The 26,308-nt window shown below is 63.7% G+C and carries 25 protein-coding genes and 2 pseudogenes; 16 read left to right on the top strand and 11 right to left on the bottom strand.

What is annotated here, in order from left to right; genetic code table 11:
- The first annotated feature begins 57 nt into the window (after positions 1-57).
- Genes O7A05_RS21930 through O7A05_RS21920 form a run of 3 tightly spaced genes read left to right on the top strand, consistent with a single transcriptional unit; the run spans position 58 to position 3,268 of the window.
- Entirely contained in the window at positions 58-1,080 is a 1,023-nt protein-coding gene (locus O7A05_RS21930; RefSeq protein ID WP_337095034.1) for a Gfo/Idh/MocA family protein, read from the top strand.
- Position 1,081: 1 nt separating this feature from the next.
- Positions 1,082-2,071 (top strand): inositol 2-dehydrogenase, encoded by a 990-nt coding sequence (iolG, locus tag O7A05_RS21925; RefSeq protein ID WP_337095033.1) that lies wholly within the window; start codon positions 1,082-1,084, stop codon positions 2,069-2,071.
- 27 nt (positions 2,072-2,098) lie between these two features.
- A complete protein-coding gene (locus tag O7A05_RS21920; RefSeq protein ID WP_337095032.1) occupies positions 2,099-3,268 on the top strand; it encodes a Gfo/Idh/MocA family protein in 1,170 nt (389 codons plus the stop codon).
- 152 nt (positions 3,269-3,420) lie between these two features.
- Here O7A05_RS21920 and O7A05_RS21915 read toward each other — a convergent pair whose 3' ends face one another.
- Entirely contained in the window at positions 3,421-3,648 is a 228-nt protein-coding gene (locus tag O7A05_RS21915) for a helix-turn-helix domain-containing protein (RefSeq protein ID WP_337095031.1), read from the bottom strand.
- A 152-nt stretch (positions 3,649-3,800) separates the two neighbouring features.
- On the opposite strand from O7A05_RS21915, the gene O7A05_RS21910 reads away from it, so the two are divergent.
- From O7A05_RS21910 to O7A05_RS21895, 4 genes are all read left to right on the top strand, one after another.
- Positions 3,801-4,514 (top strand): hypothetical protein, encoded by a 714-nt coding sequence (locus O7A05_RS21910; protein WP_337095030.1) that lies wholly within the window; start codon positions 3,801-3,803, stop codon positions 4,512-4,514.
- A gap of 301 nt (positions 4,515-4,815) precedes the next feature.
- Positions 4,816-5,073, top strand: coding sequence for a hypothetical protein (locus O7A05_RS21905; RefSeq protein WP_337095029.1), 258 nt, complete (start codon positions 4,816-4,818; stop codon positions 5,071-5,073).
- The gene (locus O7A05_RS21900; protein ID WP_337095028.1) at positions 5,070-6,932 is read left to right on the top strand and encodes a recombinase family protein; all 1,863 of its coding nucleotides are present in this window, start codon (positions 5,070-5,072) and stop codon (positions 6,930-6,932) included. The genes O7A05_RS21905 and O7A05_RS21900 overlap by 4 nt, the downstream gene beginning before the upstream one ends.
- Positions 6,889-7,530 carry a ThuA domain-containing protein gene (locus O7A05_RS21895; protein ID WP_337095027.1) on the top strand — a complete coding sequence of 214 codons (642 nt, stop codon included), beginning with the start codon at positions 6,889-6,891 and terminating at the stop codon, positions 7,528-7,530. Before O7A05_RS21900 ends, O7A05_RS21895 begins: the two co-directional genes overlap by 44 nt.
- A 17-nt stretch (positions 7,531-7,547) precedes the next feature.
- Here O7A05_RS21895 and O7A05_RS21890 read toward each other — a convergent pair whose 3' ends face one another.
- The 3 genes from O7A05_RS21890 to O7A05_RS21880 form a co-directional block, all read right to left on the bottom strand.
- Complete coding sequence (locus O7A05_RS21890) at positions 7,548-8,903, bottom strand: glutamine synthetase family protein (RefSeq protein WP_337095026.1); 1,356 nt, start codon at positions 8,901-8,903, stop codon at positions 7,548-7,550.
- 237 nt (positions 8,904-9,140) lie between these two features.
- Entirely contained in the window at positions 9,141-9,830 is a 690-nt protein-coding gene (locus tag O7A05_RS21885) for a GntR family transcriptional regulator (protein WP_337095025.1), read from the bottom strand.
- Between the two features lie 145 nt (positions 9,831-9,975).
- Positions 9,976-10,788, bottom strand: a complete 813-nt coding sequence (locus tag O7A05_RS21880; RefSeq protein ID WP_337095024.1) for a helix-turn-helix transcriptional regulator — start codon at positions 10,786-10,788, stop codon at positions 9,976-9,978.
- 117 nt (positions 10,789-10,905) lie between these two features.
- Here O7A05_RS21880 and O7A05_RS21875 point away from each other — a divergent pair, with 117 nt between their 5' ends.
- The 5 genes from O7A05_RS21875 to O7A05_RS21855 are packed head-to-tail and all read left to right on the top strand — an operon-like array spanning position 10,906 to position 15,712.
- Positions 10,906-12,042, top strand: a complete 1,137-nt coding sequence (locus tag O7A05_RS21875) for an ABC transporter ATP-binding protein (protein WP_337095023.1) — start codon at positions 10,906-10,908, stop codon at positions 12,040-12,042.
- Positions 12,023-13,186: an ABC transporter substrate-binding protein gene (locus tag O7A05_RS21870; RefSeq protein WP_337095022.1), complete on the top strand. Its 1,164-nt coding sequence runs from the start codon at positions 12,023-12,025 to the stop codon at positions 13,184-13,186. The genes O7A05_RS21875 and O7A05_RS21870 overlap by 20 nt, the downstream gene beginning before the upstream one ends.
- Before the next feature lie 47 nt (positions 13,187-13,233).
- On the top strand, positions 13,234-14,127 hold the full coding sequence (locus tag O7A05_RS21865) for an ABC transporter permease (protein WP_415927038.1): 894 nt from the start codon (positions 13,234-13,236) through the stop codon (positions 14,125-14,127).
- On the top strand, positions 14,127-14,939 hold the full coding sequence (locus tag O7A05_RS21860; protein ID WP_337095020.1) for an ABC transporter permease: 813 nt from the start codon (positions 14,127-14,129) through the stop codon (positions 14,937-14,939). Before O7A05_RS21865 ends, O7A05_RS21860 begins: the two co-directional genes overlap by 1 nt.
- 11 nt (positions 14,940-14,950) lie before the next feature.
- Complete coding sequence (locus O7A05_RS21855) at positions 14,951-15,712, top strand: SDR family NAD(P)-dependent oxidoreductase (protein ID WP_337095019.1); 762 nt, start codon at positions 14,951-14,953, stop codon at positions 15,710-15,712.
- 19 nt (positions 15,713-15,731) lie between these two features.
- Here O7A05_RS21855 and O7A05_RS21850 read toward each other — a convergent pair whose 3' ends face one another.
- Positions 15,732-16,172 carry a GFA family protein gene (locus O7A05_RS21850; protein ID WP_337095018.1) on the bottom strand — a complete coding sequence of 147 codons (441 nt, stop codon included), beginning with the start codon at positions 16,170-16,172 and terminating at the stop codon, positions 15,732-15,734.
- Positions 16,173-16,291: 119 nt separating this feature from the next.
- Between O7A05_RS21850 and O7A05_RS21845 the strand changes: the two genes are divergently transcribed.
- The 4 genes and pseudogenes from O7A05_RS21845 (at position 16,292) to O7A05_RS21830 (ending at position 20,376) form a co-directional block, all read left to right on the top strand.
- Positions 16,292-16,576, top strand: coding sequence for a hypothetical protein (locus O7A05_RS21845; protein WP_337095017.1), 285 nt, complete (start codon positions 16,292-16,294; stop codon positions 16,574-16,576).
- A 73-nt stretch (positions 16,577-16,649) separates the two neighbouring features.
- On the top strand, positions 16,650-18,020 hold the full coding sequence (locus tag O7A05_RS21840; RefSeq protein WP_337095016.1) for a glutamine synthetase family protein: 1,371 nt from the start codon (positions 16,650-16,652) through the stop codon (positions 18,018-18,020).
- Between the two features lie 2 nt (positions 18,021-18,022).
- A pseudogene (locus tag O7A05_RS21835) lies at positions 18,023-19,310 on the top strand (NAD(P)/FAD-dependent oxidoreductase).
- Between the two features lie 277 nt (positions 19,311-19,587).
- Entirely contained in the window at positions 19,588-20,376 is a 789-nt protein-coding gene (locus O7A05_RS21830; RefSeq protein WP_337095015.1) for a DeoR/GlpR family DNA-binding transcription regulator, read from the top strand.
- 11 nt (positions 20,377-20,387) lie between these two features.
- Here the strand turns inward: O7A05_RS21830 and O7A05_RS21825 are convergent, their stop codons facing one another.
- The 6 genes and pseudogenes from O7A05_RS21825 to O7A05_RS21800 all read right to left on the bottom strand — a co-directional run bounded on the left by O7A05_RS21825 (position 20,388) and on the right by O7A05_RS21800 (position 26,147).
- Entirely contained in the window at positions 20,388-20,894 is a 507-nt protein-coding gene (locus tag O7A05_RS21825; RefSeq protein ID WP_337095052.1) for an L-2-amino-thiazoline-4-carboxylic acid hydrolase, read from the bottom strand.
- A 75-nt stretch (positions 20,895-20,969) separates the two neighbouring features.
- Positions 20,970-21,734, bottom strand: a pseudogene (locus O7A05_RS21820) (ABC transporter ATP-binding protein); the annotation flags it as partial.
- Positions 21,731-22,585 (bottom strand): ABC transporter ATP-binding protein, encoded by an 855-nt coding sequence (locus tag O7A05_RS21815; RefSeq protein ID WP_337095014.1) that lies wholly within the window; start codon positions 22,583-22,585, stop codon positions 21,731-21,733. The pseudogene O7A05_RS21820 and the gene O7A05_RS21815, both read right to left, overlap by 4 nt.
- Positions 22,582-23,409: an ABC transporter permease gene (locus tag O7A05_RS21810; RefSeq protein WP_337095013.1), complete on the bottom strand. Its 828-nt coding sequence runs from the start codon at positions 23,407-23,409 to the stop codon at positions 22,582-22,584. The genes O7A05_RS21815 and O7A05_RS21810 overlap by 4 nt, the downstream gene beginning before the upstream one ends.
- Positions 23,406-24,392 (bottom strand): ABC transporter permease, encoded by a 987-nt coding sequence (locus O7A05_RS21805; RefSeq protein ID WP_337095012.1) that lies wholly within the window; start codon positions 24,390-24,392, stop codon positions 23,406-23,408. Before O7A05_RS21805 ends, O7A05_RS21810 begins: the two co-directional genes overlap by 4 nt.
- 144 nt (positions 24,393-24,536) lie before the next feature.
- The gene (locus O7A05_RS21800) at positions 24,537-26,147 is read right to left on the bottom strand and encodes an ABC transporter substrate-binding protein (RefSeq protein ID WP_337095011.1); all 1,611 of its coding nucleotides are present in this window, start codon (positions 26,145-26,147) and stop codon (positions 24,537-24,539) included.
- Positions 26,148-26,308: the final 161 nt, after the last annotated feature.

The raw sequence follows: 26,308 nt of genomic DNA, 5'->3' as shown, positions 1-26,308 counted from the left end.
TGCGCAGCATTGAAGCTTGTGCCACTTCTATCGCCGCTTCGTAGCCGATGGAGGAGGATGGATATGACGGCGCAAAACGTTCCCGTCCGATGGGGCATACTCGGCGCCTCGCGAATCGCCGATGGCTCGATCCTGCCCGGGCTCGGCAAGAGCGCCGCGGGCAAAGCCGTGGCCGTCGCCGCACGTGACGAGACGCGGGCCAGGACGCTGGCGGACAGGCACGGAGTGCCGAAGGCATATGGCAGCTACGAGGCGCTTCTGTGGGACCGGGAAGTTGAAGCGGTCTATATAGGGCTTCCCAATCACCTCCACGTCGAATGGGCGCGCCGCGCGGCCGCGGCGGGCAAACATGTGCTCGTCGAGAAACCGGGAGCAATGCGCTGCGCGGAGTATCAGGCACTGGATGGCGTCGATCCGGCGCTCAAGATTTCGGAGGCCTTCATGGTCCGCCACCAGCCGCGGTGGATCGAATTGCGCAACATCTTGAGGTCCGGTCGCTTTGGCGCGCCGAAGACGTTTTCCTCGCTGCTGTCATTCTTCATGACGAACGCCGACGACTTTCGCCAAAAGCCGGAATTCGGCGGCGGCGCCTACTACGACCTCGGCTGCTACACCGCGATGGCCGCCCGCTATGTGTTCGACGCCGAGCCCCGGCGCGTGCTGGCGCTGATGGACACCGACGAAGGGGGGATCGACCTCTTCTCATCCGTCGTCCTTGATTTCGGGCAGGGGCGACACGCGACGTTCATGGTGTCGCTGGCACAGGCATCGTCTCAATCGATCCAGATCGTTTGCGAGCGCGCCTTCATCACGCTTCCGCAAGCCTATGTGCCGTCGCGGACGCAACCGAATCTAATCCTGATCGACACATCTGCGGACCATGCAAACTCGCAGATCCAGACGATCGAATTTCCAGCACTCGATCAATACGAGGCCGAGGTGACGAATTTCTCCCGTGCGATACGCGGCGAGGACGTTCCCTACTTCGGTCTGGCTGACGCACGAGCCGGCGCAGCGGTTGGTGACGCTGTCTTCGCCTCGGCCCGATCTGGCTCATGGATAGACGTGAAAGGAATTTGAGATGACTGTAAGACTTGCCCTGATCGGCGCGGGACGAATTGCCAAGGTTCATGCTGCCGCAATCCAGAGCCTAGAAGACGCCGATCTCGTCGCCGTTGCCGACGCCATGCCCGGAGCGGCGGAAGCCTTGGCAGCCCGCTGCGGTAGCCGCGTGATGGGCATCGACGAGATTGCGGCCCATCAAGATATCGACGCTGTCCTGATCTGCACTCCGACAGACACGCACGCCGGCCTGATCGAGCTTTTCGCCAAGGCAGGCAAGCACGTCTTCTGCGAAAAGCCGGTCGACCTGGACGTTAAGCGGGCCACGGAGGTCGTGCGGATCGCGGACAAAGCCAAGATCAAGCTGATGCTTGGTTTTAACCGGAGATATGATCCAAACTTTGCAGCTGTCCGTAAAGCGATCGACGAAGGCAAGATCGGCGCGGTCGAGATGGTCACGATCACCTCGCGCGACCCGCGAGCCCCGGACCTCAGCTATGCCTCCCGGTCGGGTGGAATCTTCCGCGACATGACGATCCATGATCTCGACATGGCGCGCTTCATGCTCGGCGAGGAGCCCATATGGGTTTCCGCGCATGCCTCCGTGCTGGTCGAGCCCGAGTTTAGCCAGATTGGAGATTTCGACAGTGCTACGGTCATCCTCGAGACGGCCTCGGGCAAACAGGCAGTGATCAGCAATTCGCGCCGCGCGACCTATGGCTACGACCAGAGGGTCGAGGTGCATGGCTCGCTCGGGGTTTTGAACGCTGAAAACCAGACCGAGAATTCGGTCCGTCTGGGGACCACTCAAGGCTATGCGAGCGCACCGCTGCTGAGCTTCTTCATGACCCGGTACACGGCATCATATGCCGGGGAGATCGAAGAGTTCGTGACGTGCATCGCGGAGGATCGGGCGCCCATGACAACCGGCAAGGACGGTGTGCTCGCCTTGAAACTCGCGAATGCCTGCATCGCTTCGGTCGAGCAGCATAAGCGCGTTGCGGTCTAACAATTCTATTTGGGAGGTCGAGCAACCATGTCATTCAAGGGTATCGCGGTCATCGGCGCCGGTATGATCGGTGCTGCGCATGCCGCCGCCTATCGCCAGTTCGCCCATCGCTTTGGAGACGGCTCGGCCAAGCTTGACACGATTTGCGATGTCAACGCCGATATGGCGCGCACCCTCGCGACGAATTGGGGTTTCGAGCGGACCGAGGCCGATTGGAAAACTATTATCGCCGATCCTAACGTCGATGTCGTTTCGGTTTGTTTGCCGAACTACCTGCACACCGAAGTGACGCTTGCGGCATTGCACGCCGGGAAGCACGTCCTGTGCGAGAAACCACTTGCCCTTGACGCGGCGTCCGCCAGACCTGTCAGGGACGCCGCGCGTTCAGCCAGTTCCATCTCCGGGACCGTTTTCAACTATCGCCGCATACCCGCCGTGGCCGACATCAAGGCCCGGATCGAAGCCGGGGAACTCGGAAAGCCGGTGCAGATCTCGGTTCTCTTCCAATGCGACTACGCGGCTGATCCGCTACTGCCGCATTCCTGGCGCTACGAGTTCGCCAAGGCCGGACCTGGTGCGCTGCTCGATGTCGGAACGCACGCGGTCGACATGATGCGGTTCTTGTTCGGGGACATTTCCGAAGTCGTGGGTGCTGTGTCGACGATCTCGATCGCGGCGCGCCGGCTTCCTGTCAGCCCCACCTCGGGCCACGAGCATGTGGAACTCTCGGACGCCACCGCCAAGGTCGACAATGATGACGTAATGTCCGGCCTGGTTCGCTTCACCAGTGGTGCGCAAGGATATGTGTCCGCCAGCCGCGTGGCTGTTGGGACGGGCAACCGCCTGGCTATCGAGTTGATGGGAACCAAGGGCACTGCTCGCTATTCGACGGAGTGTCCAACCTACTTTGAGTTGGCACTCCTTGAGGATGGCTCCGCCAGGGCCTTCCGAAAGATTGCGAACAGCCCACGCTCCCCGAACGTTGCATCTCTCGCGGCCGTTCCGCACGACTTGGTATCGGTTGGCTACGCCGAGTGGTTTGGCTTCATGATCCACGAGTTTCTAGACTGTGCCGACAAGCGAAAGGCCTTCGCCAACGGCTCGATCGAGGATGGCTACCGCGCAGCCCAGGTCCTCGATGCCATTCACCGCTCAAGTACAGAGAAGTCGCCGGTGGAAGTCCGTTGGATCGACTGAAGCCCTCGCGCAGGAGCTCGCTGGGTTGACTGCCGCTAGCGGTGGAGAATGGGCCGAATGGCTCGGTCCGTCTGCTTTCAGCAAAAAAGGTGACCAAGGATGCCTTCGAACTTAGCTAGGTTCGAAAGAATGCATGCATGATTGGGGTGTCGCTAAGGTCGCTTGGCCAAGCGCACACCAGGGCCGCCGCCATTTTCTGGGATAAATTCAATTCCCGCAGCTTCAAAAGTTACTCGGAGTGCCGCCACGGTAGAATCTTTAAGTTGTTCGCCTCTTTCAAAACGGGCGACAGTATCCGGTGAGACGCCTGTGTGCCGAGCCAAATCTCTCGTTCCCCAGCCAAGTGCCACACGCGCCATTTTACATTGGACTGCATTCATTTCGTAACACCGATACGATTTTGGTTGATCCGCAGTCCTGGCTGAGCTATCGTATCCCTGATACGATTATGAACTGCGTGCTGCGGCTGCTGATGGTGTTGAGACCACCTCCAGCAGCCTAACCACAACCCAGGCTTCAGGGAGCTCGGATCATGGCTGATTCCGACCATAGCACGACTTTATCTTCCGTCACTCGGCGGCTGCTGATGAGGCAGATTGTTACGGTGGCTGGACTGTGGCCATTTGGCGCTTGGGCGCGCGAGAATGTCTCGATCAATGGCCGGCAGGACGATCCAGCCCTTGGGTTGTATGAGAGTTGGTGCGAGGTTCACCGCTCGACCTTGGTGCTATGCCGGCAACAGCAGCAGTTGGAGAGATATCTCGTCAAAGCGATAGGCTTTCCCTCTGCTAAGATGCAGCTTCCGGGCGGCGGGGAAAAGACGGTCCATTCCGTCGAGAGTCTCGACGAACTCTATTCTCCCGAAAACGAAGTGGCATGGGGCAGAGCGCTTTCGGAGCTAGCCGCACATCAGGCGCGCTGGGACGCTACTGATGCCGAGATCGGGTTTTCGAGAACTGACGAACTAATACAGAGATCGGAAGCGGCGGAACAGGCGCTTTTGGATGACCTGCCGCTTACTCCGGCACGCTCCGTTGAAGGTGCATTGGCTAAGCTTTTGGTTATTCTGCGCAACGGTGAACATTGGGAGGATCCAGGCGATTTCCCCTGGCGTCATATCCGGTCGGTGCTCGATGACCTTGCCCGCTACCATCACATTGATCCGGCAACCATAGTCGCTTCATGCGCGCAAGAAAGGCATCAGGAGTGCAAAGGAAGCGTTAGCGTATCGGGGATTTCGCCGTGACGGCGATCGCGTGGTGTGCTCTGGCGGCCCATTGCGGAGACGGCATCCAGGAATCCCCCTGGTTTATGTTCTAGTGTCTGCAAATGCTCTCACCGTAAACCAGTTGGAAAGCACGATAGTCCCGGCCAGCCGGTTTCCTTTAATTGAGCGCCATCGCCTCTCTTGGCAATTAGCTGGGGAGAAGAAACCGCACGGCGCAAGTCATTGCACGCTGTGGCCCTACGACATGCACTTCGTGCTTTTCTTTGCCGTTCGGACGCCTCTGATGGCAGGTCCATCCACCATTGGGAGAGCGACCGCGATGGCAGAGGAAACGAGGACCGGGCCGCACGCGCGGGTTCCGGCGAACGACAACGGCGACCTCGCTGAGAACGTGGCGGCGGCCAAGGTGCATCGGGTGGTGTTGGATATCGCCCGGCTGATCGGCCGGCAGTTGGCGGGGGAGGCTTTCGAGGCGGGGCTGGCGGCCAACGACAATCGGCCGGGCCGCCAAGAGGGAGAGGGCAGGGAGCCGGATGGCAAGCCCCTTGGGAACAGGAGAGAGGATCTGCCGCCATGACCCGTGTCGCACTGTACGCCCGCTATTCTTCCGACAGCCAACGGGATGCCTCCATCCAGGACCAGTTGAGGCTATGCCGGGAGCAGGCGGCGCGGGAGGGTTGGAGCGTAACGGGAACCTATGAGGATGCGGCGATCTCCGGCGCCAGCACGGTGCTGCGGCCGGGCATCCAGCATCTAGTACGCGATGCCCAGCGCGGCCGCTTCGAGGTGGTGCTGGCCGAGGCGCTTGATCGCATCAGCCGCGACCAGGCCGATGTCGCCACTCTCTTCAAGCATCTGAAGTTCGCGGGCGTTACGATCGTCACCTTGGCCGAGGGCGAGATCAGCGAACTGCATGTCGGCCTCAAGGGCACGATGAATGCCCTGTTCCTCAAGGACCTCGCCCTCAAGACCCATCGTGGCCTGCGGGGGAGAGTGGAGAAGGGCAAGGCCGGCGGCGGGCTCTGCTACGGCTACCGGGTGCTGAAGAAATTGGACGCCGAAGGTGAGCCTGTTCGCGGCGGCCGTGAGATCGTGCCGGAGGAAGCGACCATCGTGCGCCGCATCTTCCGCGAATTCGCGGCCGGCAAGAGTCCGAAGGCGATCGCCGTCGACCTCAATAAGGAAGGTGTTCCTGGTCCACTCGGCCGACACTGGGGCGATACCAGTGTGCGCGGGCATGTCATCCGGGGTACCGGCGTTATCAACAATGAGCTCTATACCGGTGTGCTGGTTTGGAACCGCCTGCACTTCGTCAAGGATCCCGCCACCGGCAAGCGCGTGTCGCGGGCCAATCCGCCAGCTAAATGGATCCGCACTGAGGTCCCGCATCTTAGGATCGTCGAAGACGAATTGTGGCAGGCCGTGAAGGAGAGACAGAAATCCATCGCCAGCCAGTTCGAGACGGTGGCGATCGCCACGCGCAAGGCCCGGGCGAGAAAGCTACACACCATGAAGCGGCCGGTCTCGCTTCTCTCCGGCCTGCTCACTTGCGGCTGCTGCGGCGGGCGCTACGGCCTGTTCACGCGCGATCGCTATGCCTGTCTCAACCACCAGCGCCGCGGTATCTGCGACAACGGCCGTTCTATTACCCGCGAGAAAATCGAACAGCGCGTCCTCGCAGGCTTGAAGGAAAGGCTCGTCTCGGCCGATGCCGTGGCCGAGGCGATCAGAGCCTATGCCCTGGAGACCAATCGCCTCAACCAGGAGCGTCGCGCGCAAGGCGAACATGACCGCAAGGCGCTCGACAAGATCGAGCGCGCGATCGCCGGCATAATGGCCGCGATCGAGGATGGCCTGTACCAACCTTCGATGAAGGCGAGAATGGAAGACCTGGAGAGGCAGAAGGCGGACATCACCGCGCGTCTATCAGTGGCGCCGACTGACATGCCCGACCTGCATCCCAACATCGCCACTCTCTACCGCAAAAGGGTCGAGCAACTCACGCAAGCGCTTGCCGACCACGATGACGGACGTCGGGCCGCCGAGGCGTTGCGCTCGTTGATCGGAGAGATCGTACTTATGCCCGGCGACAAGCGCGGCGAGGTGCATGCCGAGCTACGCGGCGAGTTGTTCGGCATCCTCGAACTCGCCAAACCCGACCGAAGTCAAAGGCCTGACGATGTTATGACAAAAGGGGTTGCGGGTCCCCGCAACCAAACACAAAACGGCCCGCACAACGCCGGCCGTTCGCGTTTGTGCGCTTCTCTTCGCAATCCAATCGGCAAGTGCCGCAGGCCATGCCATGCAATTTCCAGCTTGCGCTGCTGCGGGCTTGTGTTTCAGCTTGCTGCCTTCCCCAAAGCCAATGCGGGGCTAAACGACGGAGACAAAGATGCGGCAAGCGCTGATCGTCTGGGGCGGCTGGGAAGGGCATGAACCCGAAGCCGGGGCGCGCGTCATCAAGGCGATGCTCGAGCAAGAAGGCTTTGCCGTGCGCGTCGAAAACACGACGGCGGCGTTCGCCGATCCGGCGATCGCCGATCTCAGCCTGATCGTACCGATCTACACCATGTCCAAGCTCACCAAGACCGAAGAAGCCAACCTGACCGAGGCGGTCGAAAACGGCGTCGGCCTCGGCGGCTATCATGGCGGAATGGGGGACGCTTTTCGCGAATCAACGAACTATCAGTTCATGTGCGGCGGCCAGTGGGTCGCGCATCCCGGCAACATCATCGACTATTACGTGAGCGTGGTGCGGCGCGACGACCCGATCATGCAGGGGATCGAGGATTTCCCCTACCGCTCCGAACAGTATTACATGCATGTCGATCCATCGAACGAGGTGCTGGCGACCACCACGTTTTCCGGCGACCACGCGCCGTGGATCGACGGCGTCGTCATGCCGGTGGTGTGGAAGCGGCGACACGGCAAGGGGCGGGTGTTTTATTCCTCGCTTGGTCACGTGGCCTCGGAGTTCGAGGTGCCGCAGATGCGCACCATCTTGCGTCGCGGGCTGGTCTGGGCGGCACGCTGAGTGGCTGGTGCAACCGGCTAAACGCTCTCCAGATAGGTCTCGATCTCGAAATCGCTGACGTTGAGCGCGAAAGTGTTCAGCTCCTGGCGCTTGCAGGCGATGAAGGCGTCGCGCAGCACGTCCGGGAAGATCTCGGCGACGCGCGGGCCGGACTCGAAAGCGGCGATCGCTGAGGCCCAATCCGGCGGCAGCTTGGCGAGCGCCAGCCCCTGACCCTCGCCGCCGGTCGGCTCGCCGGGCGAGAGCTGGCGCTCGATGCCGATCAACGCGGCGCCGAGAATCGCCGCCAGCACCAGATAGGGATTGGCGTCGGCGCCGGAGACGCGATGTTCGATTCGCCTTGCGGCCGACGGGCCACCCGGAATGCGGATCGCCACCATGCGGTTTTCATAGCCCCAGGCGACGGCGGTCGGCGCATAGGATCTGGGCCGCAGCCGGCGGTAGGAATTGAAATGCGGTGCGAATACCAGGGTGCTTTGCGCCATCGCGGCAAGCAGGCCGCCGACAGCGTGGCGCATGGTGTCCGAGCCCTGATCCGAGCCGTCGTCGAAGATGTTGCGGCCGTCCTTGTCGAGGACGCTGAAATGGACGTGGAAACCATTGCCGGCGCGCTCGCCATAAGGCTTGGCCATGAAGCAGGCGGCGAAGCCATGCTTGCGCGCGATGCCCTTGACCGTGCGCTTGAACAGCACGGCGTCGTCCGCGGCGCGCAATGCGTCGGGCACATGGTTGAGATTGATCTCGAACTGGCCGACACCGTTCTCGGCGATCGCGGTGTCGACGGGAATGTCCTGCATGCGGCAGGCTTCGTAGATATCGTGGATGAAGCCTTCGAAATCGTCGACCTCATCGATCGAAAGCGCGGCGTCGGAATCGAGGCGCCGCCCGGTTACCGGCGAGACCGGTCCGACAGGCCGCTGCGACGTCGGGTCGACAAGGTAGAATTCGAGTTCGGTCGCGGTGACAGGCGTCAGGCCGAGGGCGGCGTAGCGGTCGAGGATGCGGGCAAGCGCCCGGCGCGGATCGCCAAGGTAGGGGGCACCGCTGTCATCCGCCAGCCAGACCGGCAACAGCGCCGTCGGATGCGCCGTCCAGTTGACGGGCAGTATGCCGCGACCCGTCCAATGGCAAAGCCCGTCGGCGTCGCCGGTCGAGAACACCTGGGCGTTGCCTTCGATATCCTCACCCCATATGTCGAGCCCGATGGCCGAATAGGGCATGCGCAGCTTGCCTTCGAGCGCCTTGCGCGCCTGCTCGACCGGAATGCGCTTGCCGCGCATGATGCCGTTCAGGTCGCACACCGCCGCCCGCAGGCTCTGGATGTCCTTCCTGCTGTCCAGCCACTTCAAAACGTCCGCAATCGCATCGCTCAATTTCCAGCCCCTGTTTCTCTAGGTGCTGTAGCCCAGTCGGCTACGACATCCATTTTCAGCTTGTGAGTTCGTGAAGATCAGCACGGTTGACGCCGGGCTGATTATCTTCATTTTTTCAAGCCACTAGCCGGGATATCGGGCGGCATTTCGGGTCCGTTTTGTGCGATCTGCGATCGCAACATAGCGGCCCGACCGACGAAAGCCAAGCCGGATTCGAAGTCGGCTTGCTGCGGCTTGTCAGTGGCGCAGCTCCGGAAATTTAACTTGGCCAAGGATGTGGGCCGCGCCCTCGGCGATATCGCGCACGATCGCGGCCCGCGCCCTCTCGCCGTCGCCGGCCTCGATCGCCGCCACGACCTCCTCGTGGTAGTCGATGCCGAGAATGCCGGCCAGGTCATCCTCGAAGCCGATGTGCAGGTTGCGCAGGAAAGGGCCAACCTGCATCCATACCGTTTCGATCAGGAAGATTATCTGCTCGTTGCCGCAACGGCGGTAGATCGAGAATTTGAAGTCGTGGTTCTTGCGCAGGTAGTCGTCGATGTCGCCGCTGCGGGCGGCCTGGGTGAGCTCGGTGCAATGACGGCGGATGGCGCGCAGATTGTTGCCGTTGATGAGTTTGGTGGCAAGCTCGGTGGCCGTGCCTTCCAGGATCGTGCGCACGTCGGTCAGCTGCTGGAAGCGATCGGCCGAAATCAGCGGCACCTCGACGCTGCCGTTCGGCATCGGACTCAGCGCCTGCAGCCGCATGAAGGCGCTGCGCACCGGCATGTCGCTGGTGCCGAGCTCCTTGGCGAGCTTGCGCGAGGTCAGCTTCTGGCCAGGCCGGAGCTGGCCCGACATCAGCGCCCGCACCAGTTCCAGATAGACTTTTTCATGCAGCGGAACGGTATCGACAGCGGTCAGTCCGAATTGCGATTTGTCGGCCATTGGCGATGCGCTGCTTGATCGGTCCTGAAACTTGTTTCGTCACGATCCGACGCGGGAATAGCTGGCCGCCGCCGGGATACCTGGCCGGTCGTTCGGCCGCACGATAGACGGTCAACGCGAACCGCCGCAAGGGCGGCCCGGATTGCTATCCGATCCGCGCGTCGATGATCTCGACGAAGCGCGCGAACAGGCCGGCCTGCGATTTGATCTTCAGCTTGCGATAGATGTTGCGGCGGTGGACCTTGACGGTCCCCGGAACGATGCGCAGCGCCCTGGCGATCGATTCCGTGGAGTGGCCCTGCAGCACCAGGTCGACGACCTGCTTTTCGCGCGAGGTCAAGGACAGGCTCTTCCAGATATGCGCCCGGTCGAGCTCGTTGGTCATTGCGATGACATCGCCGGAGGGTTGGGCCGCAACCTCATCTGCAGGCAGAGACGGCCAGCGCTGCTTGCAGAAGCTTATCACCGCCGGCGCCATGTCACGCAGCAGCCTGGCATCAGCCGTTCCGAACGGCCCAGTGGCACGCAACCGCATCAGCGAGAGCACCAACGCGTCTTTGCCGGCCAGCGGCACGAAGAAGCCGACCTCCTCGGCAAGTTTGGTCTGGCTGTAATAGGAGCGGTAATATTCGCTGGCATAGAAGCGGTCCGGCGCGAGCTCTCGCATGCGCCAGAAACCCTCCTTGCGCTCGACCGCGGCGTGGTGGAACGGGTCGAGCAGATAGGGCCCGTCCTGATAGAGCGCGACGAAGATGTGGCTCTCCGCCGGCGAGAAGGTTTCGAACAGGAGCGGCGGCCTCGAGGCACCCCGATAGCCGAAGATCACGCAATGATCGAAACGAACATGCCCGCTGAGCCAGCCGACGATCGCCTTGCCGAAGTGATCGCCGCCGGTCTCGCGCGACGCGGCGATCACGGCGGCCAGGGCGTTGTAGTCGCCACTACGGGAGGCAGCCAATTCATACCCCTCTAAACGATAAAATCGGCTAAATATACCACCTGCGAGGTATATACTAGGTACCATTGCCCTGCTAGCGTCATGACATTGCCTCACGCTGTCGCTGGAGCCCGTGGCTTGACTGCAGTGCCCGATATCGAATTTCGCGCGGTCACCAAGCGCTACGGCGCAATCACCGCGGTGAGCGGTATCGACCTTGCCATTCCGCCTTCCGCCTTCGTCGCTTTGCTCGGGCCCTCAGGCTGCGGCAAGACGACCTGCCTGCGCATGATCGGCGGCTTCGAACAACCGGGCGAGGGCCAGGTGCTGATCCGCGGCCGCGACATGGCGGGAACGCCGCCCTACCGGCGCCCGGTCAACATGGTGTTCCAGCAATATGCGCTGTTCCCGCATCTCGACGTCGAGGAGAACATCTCCTATGGCCTGCGCCAGGCAAGGCCACGCCTGTCGACGCGCGAGATCAGCACGAGGGCGGGCGAGGCGCTTTCGATGGTGCAGCTCGGCGGCTACGGGCGCCGCAAAATCCACGAGCTTTCCGGCGGCCAGCAGCAGCGTGTGGCGCTCGCCCGCGCGCTGGTCAACAAGCCGGCGGTGCTGTTGCTCGACGAGCCGCTGGCGGCGCTCGACAAGAAGCTGCGCACCGACATGCAGATCGAGCTGCAGAACCTGCAGCGCGAGATCGGCATCACCTTCGTGCTGGTCACCCACGACCAGGAGGAGGCACTGTCGATGAGCGATTTCGTCTGCGTCATGAATGGCGGCCGCGTCGTCCAGCTCGGGCAGCCGAGTGAGATCTATGACGAGCCAGCCGACCTGTTTGTGGCCGATTTCGTCGGGAAGACCAATCTTCTCGACGGCAAGGTGGCCGGGCTCTCGGGTGACCTCGTCGATGTCGCGCTTGCCGACGGCACGGTGATTGCGGCACGCAGGCGGGTGCCGCTCAGCCGCGGCGAGGCCGTCTCCGTCAGCCTGCGGCCGGAATCGCTCAGCCTTTCGGCGCCTGGAAGCGGCGCTTTTAAAGGCATAGTGCGCAACCGCATCTTCCTGGGCTCGACGGCGGAATACGCGATCGAGGTCCAGGGCATCGGATCGCTGCTCGCCAAGGCCGACCATGGGATCGGCCAGGGCAATCTGTTCAAGCCGGGCGAACCCGTCGCCATCGGCTTTGCCGCCGGAGCGCCGCTGGCGTTTCCGCACGCCAACAATAACGGGACAAACCAGAGGGAAGACCAACATGCCGAAATCCTATCGTGACGGACTGCCGATAACCCCCGATAAATTCGTCGACCAGTTGATGCGTCTGAAGCGCGGCTCGATCAGCCGGCGCGACTTTCTCGGCCTCACCGGGCTCGGTGTCGCCACCGCCGTGATGGCGCGCGAGCTTGGCATCATGCCGACGCCGGCCTATGCCGCTGAGAACCTCGGCGACCGCATGTCGATCGCCACCTGGCCGAACTACCACGATCCGCAGACCTTCGAGAATTTCAAGGCCGAAACGGGCGTCGCCGTCGAGGTCAACGTCTTCGGCTCGAACGAGGAGATGCTGGCCAAGCTGCAGGCCGGCGGCTCGGGCTGGAGCCTGTTCGTGCCGACCAACTACACCATCTCGACTTACAAGAAGCTCGGCATCATCGAGCCGCTGGACATGGCGAAGCTTACGAATTTCGACGGCAAGTCTGAAGATGCGCGCTTCACCGCGGAAGGCACGATCGACGGGACGATCTATGCTGTGCCGAAGAACTGGGGCACGACCGGCTTTGCCGTCAACACCAAGAAGCTCGCCAAGCCGATGTCGAGTTGGAAGGAGTTCTGGGACACCGCCATGGCTGAAGCCGACGGTCGCACCATGGTGCATGACTATCAGCTCACCACGATCGGCAATGCCCTGAAATATTACGGCTATTCGTTCAACTCGCTGAAGCAGGACGAACTGGCCAAGGCCGAGGAATTGCTGCTCAAGGTCAAGCCGCATCTGTTCGCAGTGTCGAGCGACTACCAACCGGGCATGCGCGCCGGCGATGCCTGGATGACGATGTGCTGGACCAATGACGGGGCGCAGCTTCATCGCGACATTCCCGAGATCGCCTATGTGCTCGGCAAGGAAGGCGGCGAGATCTGGACCGACTTCTACGCCATCCCGAAGGATGCGCCGAACAAGCCGGCCGGCTATGCGCTGCTCAACTATCTGATGAACCCGAAGGTGGCGGTGAAGGAGCATCTGGCCAATGGCGCGCCCTCGACCGACGCGCGCGTCAACGCGCTGCTGCCGAAAGAGGTGCTCGACAATCCGATCCTCTATCCGGCGGCCGACCTGTTGAAGCCCCTCGAATTCGGCGCTGCCGCGACGCTCACCGATCCGGGCCGCGCCGAGCTGATGGCGCGCTTCAAGTCGGCTTGAGCAAGACCGGTCACAAACCTGATCCAGACAATGCGACCGGCGGGCAAATGCCCGCCGGCCCCCAACCGGCTTTCTCCATGCGCCGCAGTCTCTTTCGCAAAAACCTCGTGACGGCGCTGCTGCTCGCCCCGGCGACGCTGTGGCTGGTCGTCTTCCTGGTGCTGCCCTTCATCGCCATCGCCATCTTCAGCGTCGGCGAGCGGGCGCCGGAGGGCGGCTACCAGGCCGCGCTGACCTTCGCGCAATACGCCAACCTGCCGGCGCGAGCGACCGCCTTCTGGAACACGATGGTGCTGGCGCCGGCCGGCGCGCTTGCCTGCCTGCTCGTCGCCTATCCGGTAGCCTATTATCTGGCGCTGCGCGCGCCGCAGCGCTGGCGGCTGATCCTGCTTGCGCTGATCGTCATCCCGTTCTGGACCAGCCTTCTGATGCGCACCTATGCCTGGATGTATATCCTTGGCGGGCGCGGCATCCCGGCTTTGCTCGCCTATGTCGGCATAGAGGACCTCAGGCTGATCAACACGCCGGGCGCGGTGCTGCTGGGCATCGTCTACGGCTACCTGCCGCTGATGATCCTGCCGATCTATGTCAGCCTGGAACGGCTTGACCGGCGGCTGCTGGAGGCCTCCGCCGATCTCGGTGCTACGCCGCTGTCGACCTTCCTCGGCGTGACGCTGAGACTGTCGCTGCCCGGCGTCATGACCGGCTTCTCGCTGGTGATGATCCTATTGCTCGGCGAATATCTGATCCCGACACTGCTCGGCGGCGGCAAGGTGTTCTTCATAGGCAACGCGCTGGTCGATCTCTTCCTGCAATCGCGCAACTGGCCGTTCGGATCGGCCATCGCCATCACGCTGGTGCTGGTCTCGGTGGTGGTGCTGATCGTCGCCAATCGCATCTCGACCCGGCTCTCGGGCGCACGCCGGGTGGACCTGATCTGATGCGCGCCTTCGTCGTTGCCGTCTTTGCCTTCCTCTATCTGCCGATCGCGCTGGTCGTGCTGTTCTCCTTCAATGCCGGCCACCATGCCAGCGAGTTCACCGGCATTTCCGTGCAATGGTACGGCAAGGCGCTGTCCAATCCGTTCTTGGTCGAGGCGCTGAAGAACAGCCTGTTCATCGCCACCACCAGCGCCTTGCTCGCAGCCTTCTGCGGCACGGCCGCGGCGCTCGGGCTGCAGCGCGTCGGCGCGCGGACAAGGGCTCTGTTCGACGCGCTGCTGGGCGCGGCGATCGTCGTCCCGGGCGTCGTCATCGGCATCTCGACGCTGGTGGCGCTGGTGCAGCTTTTCGCTATCGTCAATCCGTTCCTCGCTTCGCTCTGGCCGACCGACCAGCCGCCGCGGCTTTCGCTGGGCTACGGCTCGATCATCGCCGCGCACGGCCTGTTCTCGATGGCGCTGGTGACGATGATCGTCGGCACGCGGCTGAGCAGCCTCGACCGCAACCTGGTCGAGGCTTCGAGCGATCTCTACGCCACGCCGCTGACGACGTTCCGCTCGATCGTGCTGCCGCAGATCATGCCGGCGGTGATCGCCGGCTTCCTGCTCGCCTTCACCTTCTCCTTCGACGATTTCATCATCGCCTTCTTCGTCGCCGGCGCGCAGACGACGCTGCCGATCTACGTCTTCGCCTCGATCCGGCGCGGCGTGACGCCGGAAATCAATGCCATCGCCACGATCGTGCTCTGCGCGTCGGTCCTGCTCGTGCTGCTAGCGCAATGGCAGCTCGGCCGGCGAAAGCCATCGCCTTGAGAGACCAATCCATGATCCTGAAAGACCGTATCGCCGTGGTGACGGGCGCCGGGTCGGGCATCGGCCGCGCCGGCGCGATGATCATGGCCAGGGAAGGGGCGCACGTGGTCATTGCCGACCGCGATCCGGCGGCCGGCGAAGCCACCGCTTCCGACATCCGCGGGGCTGGCGGCCGGGCCGAGGCGGTCGCCACCGATGTCGGCGACGATACGGCCGTCGAAGGCCTCATTGAGGGAACGCTCGGCAGGCATGGCCGGATCGACATCCTGCACAGCCATGCCGGCATCCAAGTCGGCGGCACGCTGACGGAAGTGGGCACTGACGGGATGGACGCCTCTTGGCGCATTAATGTGCGGGCGCAATTCCTGGCGGCCAAGACCGTCATGCCTGCGATGATCGCGCAAGGAGGCGGTGTCATCCTCAACACGGCGTCCAATTCCGGCGTGTTCTACGACCGGGAGATGATCGCCTATGCCACCTCCAAGCATGCCGTAGTGGCGATGACCAGGCAGATGTCGCTCGACTACGCCAAGCACAATGTGCGCATCAATGCGCTCTGCCCGGGCTGGGTCGACACGCCGTTCAACGCGCCGTTCATCACGCAGATGGGCGGGCGCGACGCGATCGAGAACTATGTCCGCACCAAGATCCCGATGGGGCGCTGGGCGAGCGCGGAGGAGATCGCGGAGGCGATCCTGTTCCTCGTCTCCGATCGCTCGTCCTTCATGACCGGTCAGGCGCTGGTGGTCGATGGCGGCGAGAGCATCGGCTGAGGCGCGCTTGGCACACCGCCTACCGGTCGTTCGGATTTCCGAATGCCGGATCGCGGCGCCGCGAGTAGGTGTCGATGCGCGGCAGATCGTCGGCAAACTCCAGCCAAGGCAGCCGAAGGCGCCAATAGGCGTGGGCGTGCGGCTTGAACCGCTCCGGATGATCGAAGAAGCCGATCGTGACATAGAGTTCGTCGCTCAGCCCTTCGTCGCGATAGGTGATCGAGGTACCGCATTTCTCGCAGAAGGTACGAACGACACCTTTCGTCCTCGAGAAGCTCCGGGGTTTTCCGCGCGTGAAGCGGAACTGGTCCGGCCGGTAACCGACCCAGATGGTCAGCGGGCTGCCAATCGCGCGGCGGCAGTCATCGTCATGATCGAAGCAGATCCAGAACGGATCGCCCTGCATCTCGGCGGCAACCGCTCCGCAAAAACATGCGCCCGTATCGCTCCTGCTTTCCATCTGATCGCTCTTGGTTGTTTCGTAAATCGTTCTGTCGGCATGCGACGCATATGGGGAACAGTACAAGCAGGTACCCGGTTCCCTCCGCCCGTTTGGGCCAACAACGGGGCAGCGGTTTCATGGGCGGGCTTGCGCTGCGGGCAACGATCGGCCAAACCATGGCTTGTCATGCGAGCGGTAGAAAGGCTTTCCCCCACCAGGCCGTTTCCAGTTGCGGCCGCAATGGTGCGCGCTTTGGCGGAGCGCCGCTGATCATGCGCTGCTGCCGCCACGAAAACCTGCAGCGCGCGGAGGAGACCAAGGTCGGCTCGCATGTTGTTCGTGACGGCTGGACCGAAGGGGTGCAAGGCGCTCCGCACCCGGCCTTTCGGCCGGTCATCAGGCGGGCGTCCGTCCTCGGATAACGCAGCTTAGATAATGCCCTACCGGAACGGACATGCCCGCCGAAGCGATCTCTCCTTCGTACGGACATGACCAATGCCTGACAATCTGAACACCTCATTCGCCGGCGCGGACACGCAAAGCTGGCTGAAAACGCATGCGATCAACGAAGTCGAGTGCTTCGTGCCGGACGTCAACGGCGTGCTGCGCGGCAAGACCTTGCCGGTCGCCAAATTTCTGAAGTCGCTCGACGACCGCGCGCTCTATCTGCCGAGCAGCGCCTTCCTGGTCGCCATCGATGGCCGTTATTCCGGCTCCATCGACGAAGGCTTCGCCTATCAGGATCCGGACATGCGCATGGTGTCGGATCTTTCGAGCCTGTGTCTTGCGCCCGGCAGCGCGGGCCGAGCCTATGTTTTCGCCGACACGTTCCACATGGACGACCGGCCGTGGATGGCTTCGCCGCGCCATGTGCTGAAAGCCGTGCTCGACCTTTACGATCAGCGCGGCTGGCGGGCGGTGATGGCGCCGGAGCTCGAATTCTACCTGACGGCGCCCAACCCCAACCCCGATCAGCCTTTGACCGCACCGATCGGGCGCAACCGCCGGCCGGAAAACGTGCAGCATCCTTACGACATGCAGGCGATGGAGGAGTTCGAAACGGTGACGCGGCAGCTTTATGAATATGCCGCCATCACCGGATTGCCGGTTGAGACGCTGATCCACGAATCCGGCACGGCGCAGCTGGAGATCAATCTCGTGCATGGCGATCCGCTGACGCTTGCCGACCAGGTGCTTTTGTTCAAGCGTCTGGCGCGGCAGATCGCGCAGGCCAATGGCATGCACGCCACCTTCATGGCCAAGCCGATCGCGGCGCAGGCGGGCAGCGCGATGCATCTGCACATGTCGATCGTCGACAGGAAGGGCGAGCCTTTGTTTGCCGGCGAAGACGGCGAGGACAGCGAAATGTTCTCGCACTTCATCGGCGGCCTGCAGAAATACATCCCTGAAATCATGCCGCTGTTTGCGCCGCATGCGAATTCCTACCGGCGCATCCGGCCCGGCCACAGCGCGCCGGCCAATATCGAATGGTCGCACGACAACCGCTCCTGCGGCCTGCGCGTGCCGCTGGGCGGGCGCGCCGCGCGCCGCATCGAGAACCGGCTGCCGGGGGCGGACGCCAACCCGTACCTTGCCATGGCCGGCTCGCTGATCGCCGGCTATCTCGGCATCGAGGAGAAGCTTGCGCGCTCGGAAGAGGCCTTCGGCAATGCCTATAAAAGCAGGAGCACACTGCCAAAGACGATGGAGGAAGCGCTTGATCGTTTCGCCGCTTGCGAGCCCGTGCGGGCACTGCTCGGCGAAGATTTCTTCCAAACCTATCTGCGCGTGAAGAGCGTCGAGCTTGACCTGTTCCAGAGCGTCGTGACGTCCTGGGAACGCGACCATCTGCTGCTCAAGGTGTGACCATGGCTTCGCGTTCGACAGGTTTCAATTCCGGTCTCGACATCGGCAAGTCCTATTATGTCGCTACCGCCAATCCGGCGCCCGACCATCCGGCGCTTGCCGGCGATGTCGAGGCCGATCTGGTGGTGGTGGGCGGCGGCTGCACGGGCGCTGCATGCGGCCGAGCGTGGTCTTAAAGTGGTGCTGCTCGAAGGCGGCAAGATCGGCTGGGGCGCCTCGGGCCGCAATGGCGGCCAGATGATCCCCGGCCTGCGCAAGGGCGCAAGGGGCCTGGTCAGAAGCTTTGGGCCGGAACGGGCAAAGGCGCTGTTCGATCTGGCCTTCGAGGCGCGCGGGCTGGTGCTCGATATCATCGAGCGCCACGGTATCGAATGCGACTTGCGCCAGACCGGCCATCTGGTCGGCGCGGTCAGCGCTTCGGATGTGCGCGACTTTGAAGAAGAGGCCGAATGCCTCGCCAAGGTCATGAACTTCACCGATGTCGAGATTCTGTCGGCTGCTGAGGCGCGGCAGATGGTCGACACACCCTATCAGGGCGCGGTGTTGGAGCGGCTCGGCGGCCACCTGCATCCGCTCAACTACACGCTCGGGCTTGCCCGCGCCGCTACCGCCACCGGCGTCATCATCCATGAGAACTCGGTCGCGGTGCGGCTGGAGCGCGAACCTTCCATCCGGGTGTTCACCGACAAGGGCTCGATCCGCGCCAGGCATGTGGTGTTGGCCGGCGATGCGCTGCTGAAAGGGTTGGAGCCGCGTGTCAACAGCCGCATCATGCCGGTCGGCAACTATATCGTCGCCACCGAACCTTTGGGCGAGCGCAATGTCATCCCGGCCAATGTGGCCGTCTCGGACACACTGTTCGTCGTCAACTACTACCGTATGTCGGCGGACGGACGCCTGCTGTTCGGCGGCGGCGAGCGTTACACGCCGTCGCCGCCGGCCGACATCGGCGGCTTCGTGCGGCCGCATATGGAAAGGACCTTTCCGCAGCTCAAGGGCTGCCGCATCGATCATGCCTGGGGCGGTCTGGTGTCCATCACCACGTCCCGCCTGCCGCATGTCGGCCACTATGGGGAGGTCTATTTCGCGCATGGCTATTCCGGCAAGGGCGTCATCCTGTCGACGCTGTCCGGCAAGCTCTTGGCGGAAGCGATCACGGGCGATGCCTCGCGGCTCGACCTATTCTCGACTTTGACGCCGCTGCCGTTCCCGGGCGGCACGGCGCTGCGCGGCCCGCTCTATGTGCTCGGCATGTTGTGGTATGCGATGCGCGATCGCTTAAGGCACTAGGGGTCCATCGATATTCAGGTGAGGCCGGCCTGCAAATGGCGGCTTCCTGCGCTTCCGGTGCTCACGTACTTCAAGTACGCTCCGCTCCGGCCTTCGCCGGCCGAAGCCCTCACAAGCGTCTCCGCTCTATGAAGGCTACGGCCGGCGTAGGCCGGTTCTCGGAGATCACCATTTCGGCTCAGCCTGACCTGAATCTCGACAGACCCTGGGCTGGCTTTCGTATCTCTGGAGTGGCTATGTCTGCACGCCAGGGACGAAATCCCGGGAAGGAAGAGCGATGAACATCGAGCCGGGCCGACTGACCAAGAAAGAGCGCCATGAGCTGATCCTGTCAGAGGTTCGGCGCTCCGCCTCGATCCGTATATCGAGGCTTGCGCGTCGCATTGGGGTCGCCGGCGAGACCATCCGCCGCGACCTGATCGAGCTCGGCGAAGCCGGGCTCATCAACCGCACCTATGGGGGCGCCACCATTTCGCTGGTGACGTCGGAACCGGTGATCGCCGAACGCGGCCTCACCATGATGGAGGAGCGGGCCCGCATCGGCCGCGGTGCCGCCGGACTCATCGAGAAAGGCCGCATCGTGATGATCGATGGCGGATCGACCACCTATGAGGTCGCGCGCAGCCTGTCGCAGCTCGGACGGGACCTGACGATCATCACCAACTCCGTCGGCGTCGCCTCGGTGGCCGGCGCCAATCCGGGCTTCCGCGTCATCCTTTGCCCCGGCACCTATGACAGCCGCGAGGCCGCCGTGCTCGGCGAGGACACGGTGGAATTCGTGCGCCGCTACAATGCCGACGTCGCCATCATCGGTGCCTCGGCGCTGAATGCCGAAGGGCCAAGCGACATGATCTCGGGCGCGGCGGCGGTGAAGCGGGCGATGATGGGGCGATCGCTGTCGACGATGCTGGTCGTGACCAACGACAAGTTCGGCCGCAGCGGCCTCGAACGGATATGCGCGCTGAGCGAGATTTCCGATGTCGTCACCGATCGCGAGCCGGCAGCGGCGCTGCGCGCCGCGATCGACGAAGCGGGCGGTGAGCTGCACGTCTTTGCCGAAAGCTGAATAGATACTGGTTAAGCGTCGCGGTTTGTCAGCGCGATGTGGCAGCAGCCGGAGCCATGGCCCGGCGTCCAGGTGACATTGTCGAAGCGTACGCCGGTTGCCTCGAACAGGCCGCGATCGAAGGCGCCGGCGATGCGGCAGAGCGTGGCGAGTTTTTCTTCATCGACGCCGGCCTCGACCCAGGCGTCCTTCAGTGGGCAGCGCCTGACCTTGAAGGCGATGTGGCCAGGCCCGCGCTCGACATCGGTCGGATACATGCGGCCGCCATCCGGGCTAACGGCGAGGAATGCCTCGCCGATTGCCGGCGCGTCATTGGGCCCGAAATCGGCGAAAGCGGCTGCTGCGACTTCCCGGCCGCGCTTTTCGATCGTGCGAATCATGACCGTCTCAGCCTTCTCGGCGCCGAGCTCGGTGGTCAGCTCGTCGAGGAAGAGACGGTAGAGGTCGGCGCGGTTGCGGAAGGCGGAGTCGAGCTCACGCGACAGTTTTTCGGCCCTGGCTGCTTCGGGATCGGTCATGATGTGTCCTGATTTGTCGTTCGACCATGATCTTGCCCGCAAACCGGGTCCCACTTTGCGGGACCATGGTCGGTTCCTGGTCAATCTTGGTGTCGCCGCCACCAGCGACTTGCCGATCGCCGATTGCGGGTTGGCGATCACGGCGCGGGCAACGCCGCTCTCGGCGATCCGGCCGGCATCGAGGATGACGACGCGGTGCGCCACGGCGCGGATGACGCCGAGGTCATGCGAAATGAACAGATAGGCGATCCGTTCCTGCCTTTGCAGGTCGAGCAGCAATTCGAGGATCTGGCCGCGCACCGAAACATCGAGCGCCGACACGGCTTCGTCGAGCACGATCAGCGACGGCCGCGTGGCGATGGCGCGGGCGATTGCCACGCGCTGCCGCTGTCCGCCGGAAATCTCGTGGATGGCGCGCGCGGCAAGGGCGGCATCGAGGCCGACGCGCTCCAGCAGCGCCGCAATCCGGCGCGGGCGCTCAGCGCGCGAGGCAAGCCCATGAATGCGCAGGGGATCGTCAAGCACGCGCGCCACGGTGGCGCGCGGATTGAAGGCGGCGAGCGGATCCTGGAACACCATTTGGAGACGGGCGCGGCGCGCGCGCAGCGTGGTGCCCGACAGCGCGAGGAAATCCGCGCCTTCGAAGTCGATGCGGCCGGCATCGGGCTCGATCAGCCGCAGCACCAGCCTCGCGATGGTGGATTTGCCGCTGCCAGAGGGGCCGGCGAGCGCCAGCGTCTCCGCCGGGCCGATCTCGAAGGATACGTCATCGACTGCAGCAAACGGTTTGCCGCCACGATGGTAGCGCTTGGCGAGATTGGACACGGCAAGCACGCTCATGCCGAGGCGCCTTGCCCGTCAAGCAAGGGCTCGGCGTCGAGGCCGAGATGGGCATCAAGCAGCGCGCACGTATAGGCATGGCGTGGCGCGTTGAGGATCTGGTCGGTCTCGCCAAGTTCGATCAGTTCGCCGTGGCGCAGCACCGCGATGCGATCGGCAAGCGCGGCAGCAAGTGCGATGTCGTGGCTGATGAAGATGAGCGTCATGCCGTCCTCGGCCACCAGCCGGCGGATCAGCGCGACGATCTCGGCCTGCACGATGGTGTCGAGCGCGCTGGTCGCTTCGTCGGCGATCAAGAGTTTTGGTCCAGCGGCGATTGCCGCAGCAATGGCCACGCGCTGCTTCTGGCCGCCGGAGAGCTGGTGCGGGTAGGTGTGGAGGGCCGAGTCCGGGCCAGGGAGGCGGACGCGTTCGAGGAGGGTTTTGGCTTTCGTATATGAGTCTCGCCAGCTGAGCTTGAGATGCGTGCGGACGACTTCGGCGATCTGCTTGCCGACGGGCATCACGGGGTCGAGGCTGGAGGAGGGGTCCTGGAAGACGAAGCCGATGTCGCGGCCGAGGAGGGGTGTTTGGTTTCCGTCAATCGCAGATGGTTGGCGTTCCGGTGTGACGGAATGAGACTCCTGTAGTTGGCGTGCTGACCACTCAATCGTCCCGGCGATCACAGCACCCCTCGCCAACAACCCCGCAACCGCCAGCGCCAGCGTGCTCTTGCCCGAACCGCTTTCGCCGATGATCGCCAGGCGCTCTCCGGCCTTCACATCCAGGCTGATGCCTTTCAGCGCCGGCACCTCGACGCCGTCTCGCCGATATCGCACCGACAGATCGCGGACAGAAAGCAGCGCGGTCACGACAGGCTCCTGCGCACCGCGGTGCTCTCCACCACGCCTTCGCCGGCGAGGTAGACGCCAAGCACGGTCAGCACCAGCGCGATACCGGGAACGACCGACAGGAAGGGCGCGGTGCGCAGCACCGTACGCCCCTCGGCGATCATGCCGCCCCAGGTGACACGGTTGGGATCGCCAAGGCCGAGGAAGGACAGCGCGGCCTCGGTGAGGATCGCCGCCGCCACGATCACCGAGGATAGCGCCAGCACAGGCGGCAAGGCGTTGGGCAGCACTTCTCGGAACGCGATTTCCAACGGATGCATGCCGATGACACGCGCGCCGGCGACATAATCGCGCTCGCGGATCGACAGCACTTCCGCGCGAGCGACGCGCGCGGGTCCGGTCCAGGCACCGAGCGCGATCGCCGCGACGACCACACCAAGCGAAGGTCCGACGATGCTGACGAAGGCGAGCGCGAGCAAGAAGCTCGGCACGGTCTGGAAGGCATCCGTGATGCGCATCAGCACTTCGTCGACCAGGCCGCTGGCGAAGCCGGCCAAAGTGCCGACCACCGAGCCGATGAGGAGCGCCGCGGCGGCCGCCGCCAGCCCCACCGCCAGCGAGGTGCGGGCGCCATGGAACAGCTCGGCCAGCACGTCGCGGCCGAGCCGGTCGGTACCGAGCGGCAGCGACCAGTCCTGGAACGGCGGCAGCAGCGCCGGGCCGGCGATCGCCTGCGGGTCGCCGGGAAAGACCATCGGCGCCGCCAACGCCATCACAATGAGCAAGGCCAGGATGGTTGCGCCGGCCTTTGCCTCCGGCGTGCGGAAGAGGCGCAGGCGGCTCATGCGCTTGCCTCACCGGCGCCGACGCGCGGATCGAGGACAGCGTAGGCGAGATCGACCAGGAGGTTGATGACGACGACCAGGACGGCGCTCGCCAGGATGATGCCGAGCAGCAGCGGCGTATCGCGTCCGGCGACGGCTTCCTGTGCCAGCCGGCCGAGGCCCGGCACGGCAAACACGCTTTCGATGACGACGCTGCCGCCCAGCATCTGTGCCGATTGCAGGCCGAGCATGGTGACGAGAGGCAGGAGCGCGTTGCGGGCAACATGGGCAAGCACGATGCGGCGGCGCGGCAGGCCCCTGGCGCGGGCGGCGAGGACGAAATCCTGCCGCCAGGCCTCGGCCATGCCGGCACGCATCATGCGCAGATAGAGTGCCAGATAGATGAACCCGAGCGCCGAGACCGGTAGCACAAGATGGATGGCAATGTCGGCGGCGCGGGCAAGTCCGGTCTTGCCTGAAGCTATGCTCTCGATGCCGCCGATCGGCAGCCAGCGCAGGTCGACGGCAAAGACGACGATGAGCACCAGGCCGAGCCAGAAGCCGGGCACGGCATAAAGCGCCAGCGAGCCGATCGAGAGGAAGCGGTCGCGAAAGCTGCCGGGTCTGGCGCCGGCATAGATGCCGAGCGCCGAGCCGAGGCTGAAGGAGAGCGCGGTGGCGCTGCCCATCAGGATCAGCGTGGTCGGCAGGCGTTCGAGGATGACATCGCGGATCGGCCGCGAGAAGGTGACGGATTGGCCGAGGTCGAGATGCAGCAGCGTCCAGAGATAGTTGGCGAGGCGCGTCAGCTCCGACTGGTCGAGGCCCCAGCGGTGACGCAGCAATTCGATCATGCCGGCATCGCCGCCGGTCGAGACGATATAGGCGTCCACCGCGTCGCCGGGGGCGGCTTCGAGCAGCAGGAAGCTGCCGATGACGACGATCAGCAGCACGAAGACGCTGCCGACGAGGCGGCGGTGCAGGAGGCGGAGGGCGCGGGTCATGCGCGCCTCGGGAGATTGGCGATACCCTGGCTAGGAATGCGCTCAGTCACCCCCCTCCGTCCTGTCGGACAGAGGGGGGTGTGAAGGAACGCGGCCTCCGGCCAAATTCCTACTTTCTCGCGAACTCTCATCCGCGCGAGTGTGTCACGATTCCAAATAGGTGTCCGCCCAGTTCGATACCGCCCAGCGCGGGTTGTTGGCGATGTTGCCGACCGTATCGCGAGCGACGGAGATGAAGCTCCACTCGGCGACGTTGATCAGCGGCAAATCGGCCGCGACCTTCTTCTGGAATTCCTTGTAGAGCTCCGTGCGGGCCGACGGATCGAGCGTCTCCGATGCTTTCGCGATCAGCGCGTCGAGGTCGGCGTTCTTGTAGCCGCCCTGGTTGGAGAAGGGCACGCCGTCGGGAATGCCGCTCTGCACTAGGATGGTGGTCGAGATCGCCGGGTCGCCGCGGAACACCGGCGGGCCGACGGCGAGGTCGAAAGCGTGGTCGGTATAGACGGCCTTTATGTGCGCGGCGGAGTCGTTGTTGACGATCTCGGCGTCGATGCCGATCGCGGCGAGCGCCTGGCGCAGGTAATCGCCGAACTGCTTCGTCTCGTTGAAGTAGGGCGCCGGCAGCAGCTTCAGGGCAAAGCGCTTGCCGTCGTCTGCGCGCTTGTAGCCGGCTTCGTCCAGCAGCGCATTGGCCTTGGCGATATCGAAGGGATAGGTCGGCACGTCGGCGGTGTAGAATTGTGGATCGTTCTTCGGCACCGGGCCGGTTGCGGTCGCGGCATAGCCGAGGAAGATCGTCTTGACGACGAAATCCTTGTCGATGGCATGCGCGATCGCCCGCCGCACTTTCAGGTCGGCCAGCTCCTTGCGGCGGTGGTTGATCTCGACGACGAGCTGGTAGGTCAGGCTCTCATAACCCTTGGTGATGACCTTGAGCCCCGGTACCTTGGAGATGCGGTCGAGGTCGGCGAGCGGCACGGCGGAGAAGGCGGCGAGCTGGATCTCTTCCGCCTCGAGCGCCGCGGCGGCGGACGTGCGATCAGGGAGCACCTGATAGACGATCTCGTCGAGATAGGGCTCGTCCTTGCCCCAATAGGCGTCGTTGCGCGTCAGCCGGTAATACTGGCCGGCCTTGTATTCGGCGAATTTGAACGGACCGGTGCCGACCGGCGCGTTGTTGGCCGGGTTCTCCTCGATCTTGCCAACCTCATAGAGGTGCTTCGGCACGACGCTCGACAGCGCCGGCAGCGCGTTTCGGATCAGCTGGAACGGCGTCGGCTTGGCGAATTTGAAGATTGCGGTCAGGGCGTCCGGCGTGTCGACGGCCTCCAGGTCCTTGAACACGGTGCGGCCGAGATTTTGCAGCGGCTTCCAGATCTGCAGCGCCGAGAAGGCGACGTCGGCGGAGGTGAAGGGCTTGCCGTCATGCCATTTGACGCCGTCGCGCAATTTGAAGGTCACCGACAGGCCGTCGGCAGCACCCTCCCAGGAAAGCGCCAGGCGCGGCTGCAGCCCGTCCTTGCCGTCGAAGGAAGCTTCGGCCAGCGTCTCGACGATCTTGCTGGAAATGAAGAAGACGCCGTTGGAGGCGACGATCGCCGGGTTGAGGTTGCGCGGCTCGGAATCGGCGGCGACGATCAGCCGGCCGCCCTTCTTCGGCGTCTGGGCAAGGCCGATGGTAGGCAATGCGGTCGAGGCCAGCAGCAGCGCCGAGCCGGCCAGCAGGCCGCGGCGTGAAATCGTCAGTTCGGACATCGCTCAAACTCCCCTCTTCGCGCCATGGCAGGCGCGGCAATCCGGTGATTATGGCCCTTGGCAAAGGTTTCGCCAGAGACCGATTTGGCGCATCATGGCTTGGCTTTGAAATTTCCGTCCGCTGGACCAGCCAGCCGAAAGAGGCTCTCATGCTCTTAATT

It is taken from the genome of Mesorhizobium argentiipisi (SeqCode), from assembly GCF_037179585.1.
GTDB lineage: Bacteria > Pseudomonadota > Alphaproteobacteria > Rhizobiales > Rhizobiaceae > Mesorhizobium > Mesorhizobium argentiipisi.
Note: the sequence above shows the minus strand (reverse complement) of the source record. Positions and strands in the feature narration are given on the sequence as shown.

What these genes read in the sequence shown, in the direction of transcription:
- O7A05_RS21900 (WP_337095028.1), top strand. Translation starts at nt 5,070, where the DNA reads ATGACCCGTGTCGCACTGTACGCCCGCTATTCTTCCGACAGCCAACGG.
- O7A05_RS21920 (WP_337095032.1), top strand. Translation starts at nt 2,099, where the DNA reads ATGTCATTCAAGGGTATCGCGGTCATCGGCGCCGGTATGATCGGTGCT.
- O7A05_RS21810 (WP_337095013.1), bottom strand. Translation starts at nt 23,409, where the DNA reads ATGAGCCGCCTGCGCCTCTTCCGCACGCCGGAGGCAAAGGCCGGCGCA.
- O7A05_RS21860 (WP_337095020.1), top strand. Translation starts at nt 14,127, where the DNA reads ATGCGCGCCTTCGTCGTTGCCGTCTTTGCCTTCCTCTATCTGCCGATC.
- O7A05_RS21905 (WP_337095029.1), top strand. Translation starts at nt 4,816, where the DNA reads ATGGCAGAGGAAACGAGGACCGGGCCGCACGCGCGGGTTCCGGCGAAC.
- O7A05_RS21895 (WP_337095027.1), top strand. Translation starts at nt 6,889, where the DNA reads ATGCGGCAAGCGCTGATCGTCTGGGGCGGCTGGGAAGGGCATGAACCC.
- O7A05_RS21840 (WP_337095016.1), top strand. Translation starts at nt 16,650, where the DNA reads ATGCCTGACAATCTGAACACCTCATTCGCCGGCGCGGACACGCAAAGC.
- O7A05_RS21800 (WP_337095011.1), bottom strand. Translation starts at nt 26,147, where the DNA reads ATGTCCGAACTGACGATTTCACGCCGCGGCCTGCTGGCCGGCTCGGCG.
- O7A05_RS21825 (WP_337095052.1), bottom strand. Translation starts at nt 20,894, where the DNA reads ATGACCGATCCCGAAGCAGCCAGGGCCGAAAAACTGTCGCGTGAGCTC.
- O7A05_RS21805 (WP_337095012.1), bottom strand. Translation starts at nt 24,392, where the DNA reads ATGACCCGCGCCCTCCGCCTCCTGCACCGCCGCCTCGTCGGCAGCGTC.
- O7A05_RS21885 (WP_337095025.1), bottom strand. Translation starts at nt 9,830, where the DNA reads ATGGCCGACAAATCGCAATTCGGACTGACCGCTGTCGATACCGTTCCG.
- O7A05_RS21850 (WP_337095018.1), bottom strand. Translation starts at nt 16,172, where the DNA reads ATGGAAAGCAGGAGCGATACGGGCGCATGTTTTTGCGGAGCGGTTGCC.
- O7A05_RS21870 (WP_337095022.1), top strand. Translation starts at nt 12,023, where the DNA reads ATGCCGAAATCCTATCGTGACGGACTGCCGATAACCCCCGATAAATTC.
- O7A05_RS21855 (WP_337095019.1), top strand. Translation starts at nt 14,951, where the DNA reads ATGATCCTGAAAGACCGTATCGCCGTGGTGACGGGCGCCGGGTCGGGC.
- O7A05_RS21830 (WP_337095015.1), top strand. Translation starts at nt 19,588, where the DNA reads ATGAACATCGAGCCGGGCCGACTGACCAAGAAAGAGCGCCATGAGCTG.
- O7A05_RS21930 (WP_337095034.1), top strand. Translation starts at nt 58, where the DNA reads ATGGATATGACGGCGCAAAACGTTCCCGTCCGATGGGGCATACTCGGC.
- O7A05_RS21910 (WP_337095030.1), top strand. Translation starts at nt 3,801, where the DNA reads ATGGCTGATTCCGACCATAGCACGACTTTATCTTCCGTCACTCGGCGG.
- O7A05_RS21915 (WP_337095031.1), bottom strand. Translation starts at nt 3,648, where the DNA reads ATGAATGCAGTCCAATGTAAAATGGCGCGTGTGGCACTTGGCTGGGGA.
- O7A05_RS21845 (WP_337095017.1), top strand. Translation starts at nt 16,292, where the DNA reads ATGGGCGGGCTTGCGCTGCGGGCAACGATCGGCCAAACCATGGCTTGT.
- iolG (WP_337095033.1), top strand. Translation starts at nt 1,082, where the DNA reads ATGACTGTAAGACTTGCCCTGATCGGCGCGGGACGAATTGCCAAGGTT.
- O7A05_RS21865 (WP_415927038.1), top strand. Translation starts at nt 13,234, where the DNA reads ATGCCCGCCGGCCCCCAACCGGCTTTCTCCATGCGCCGCAGTCTCTTT.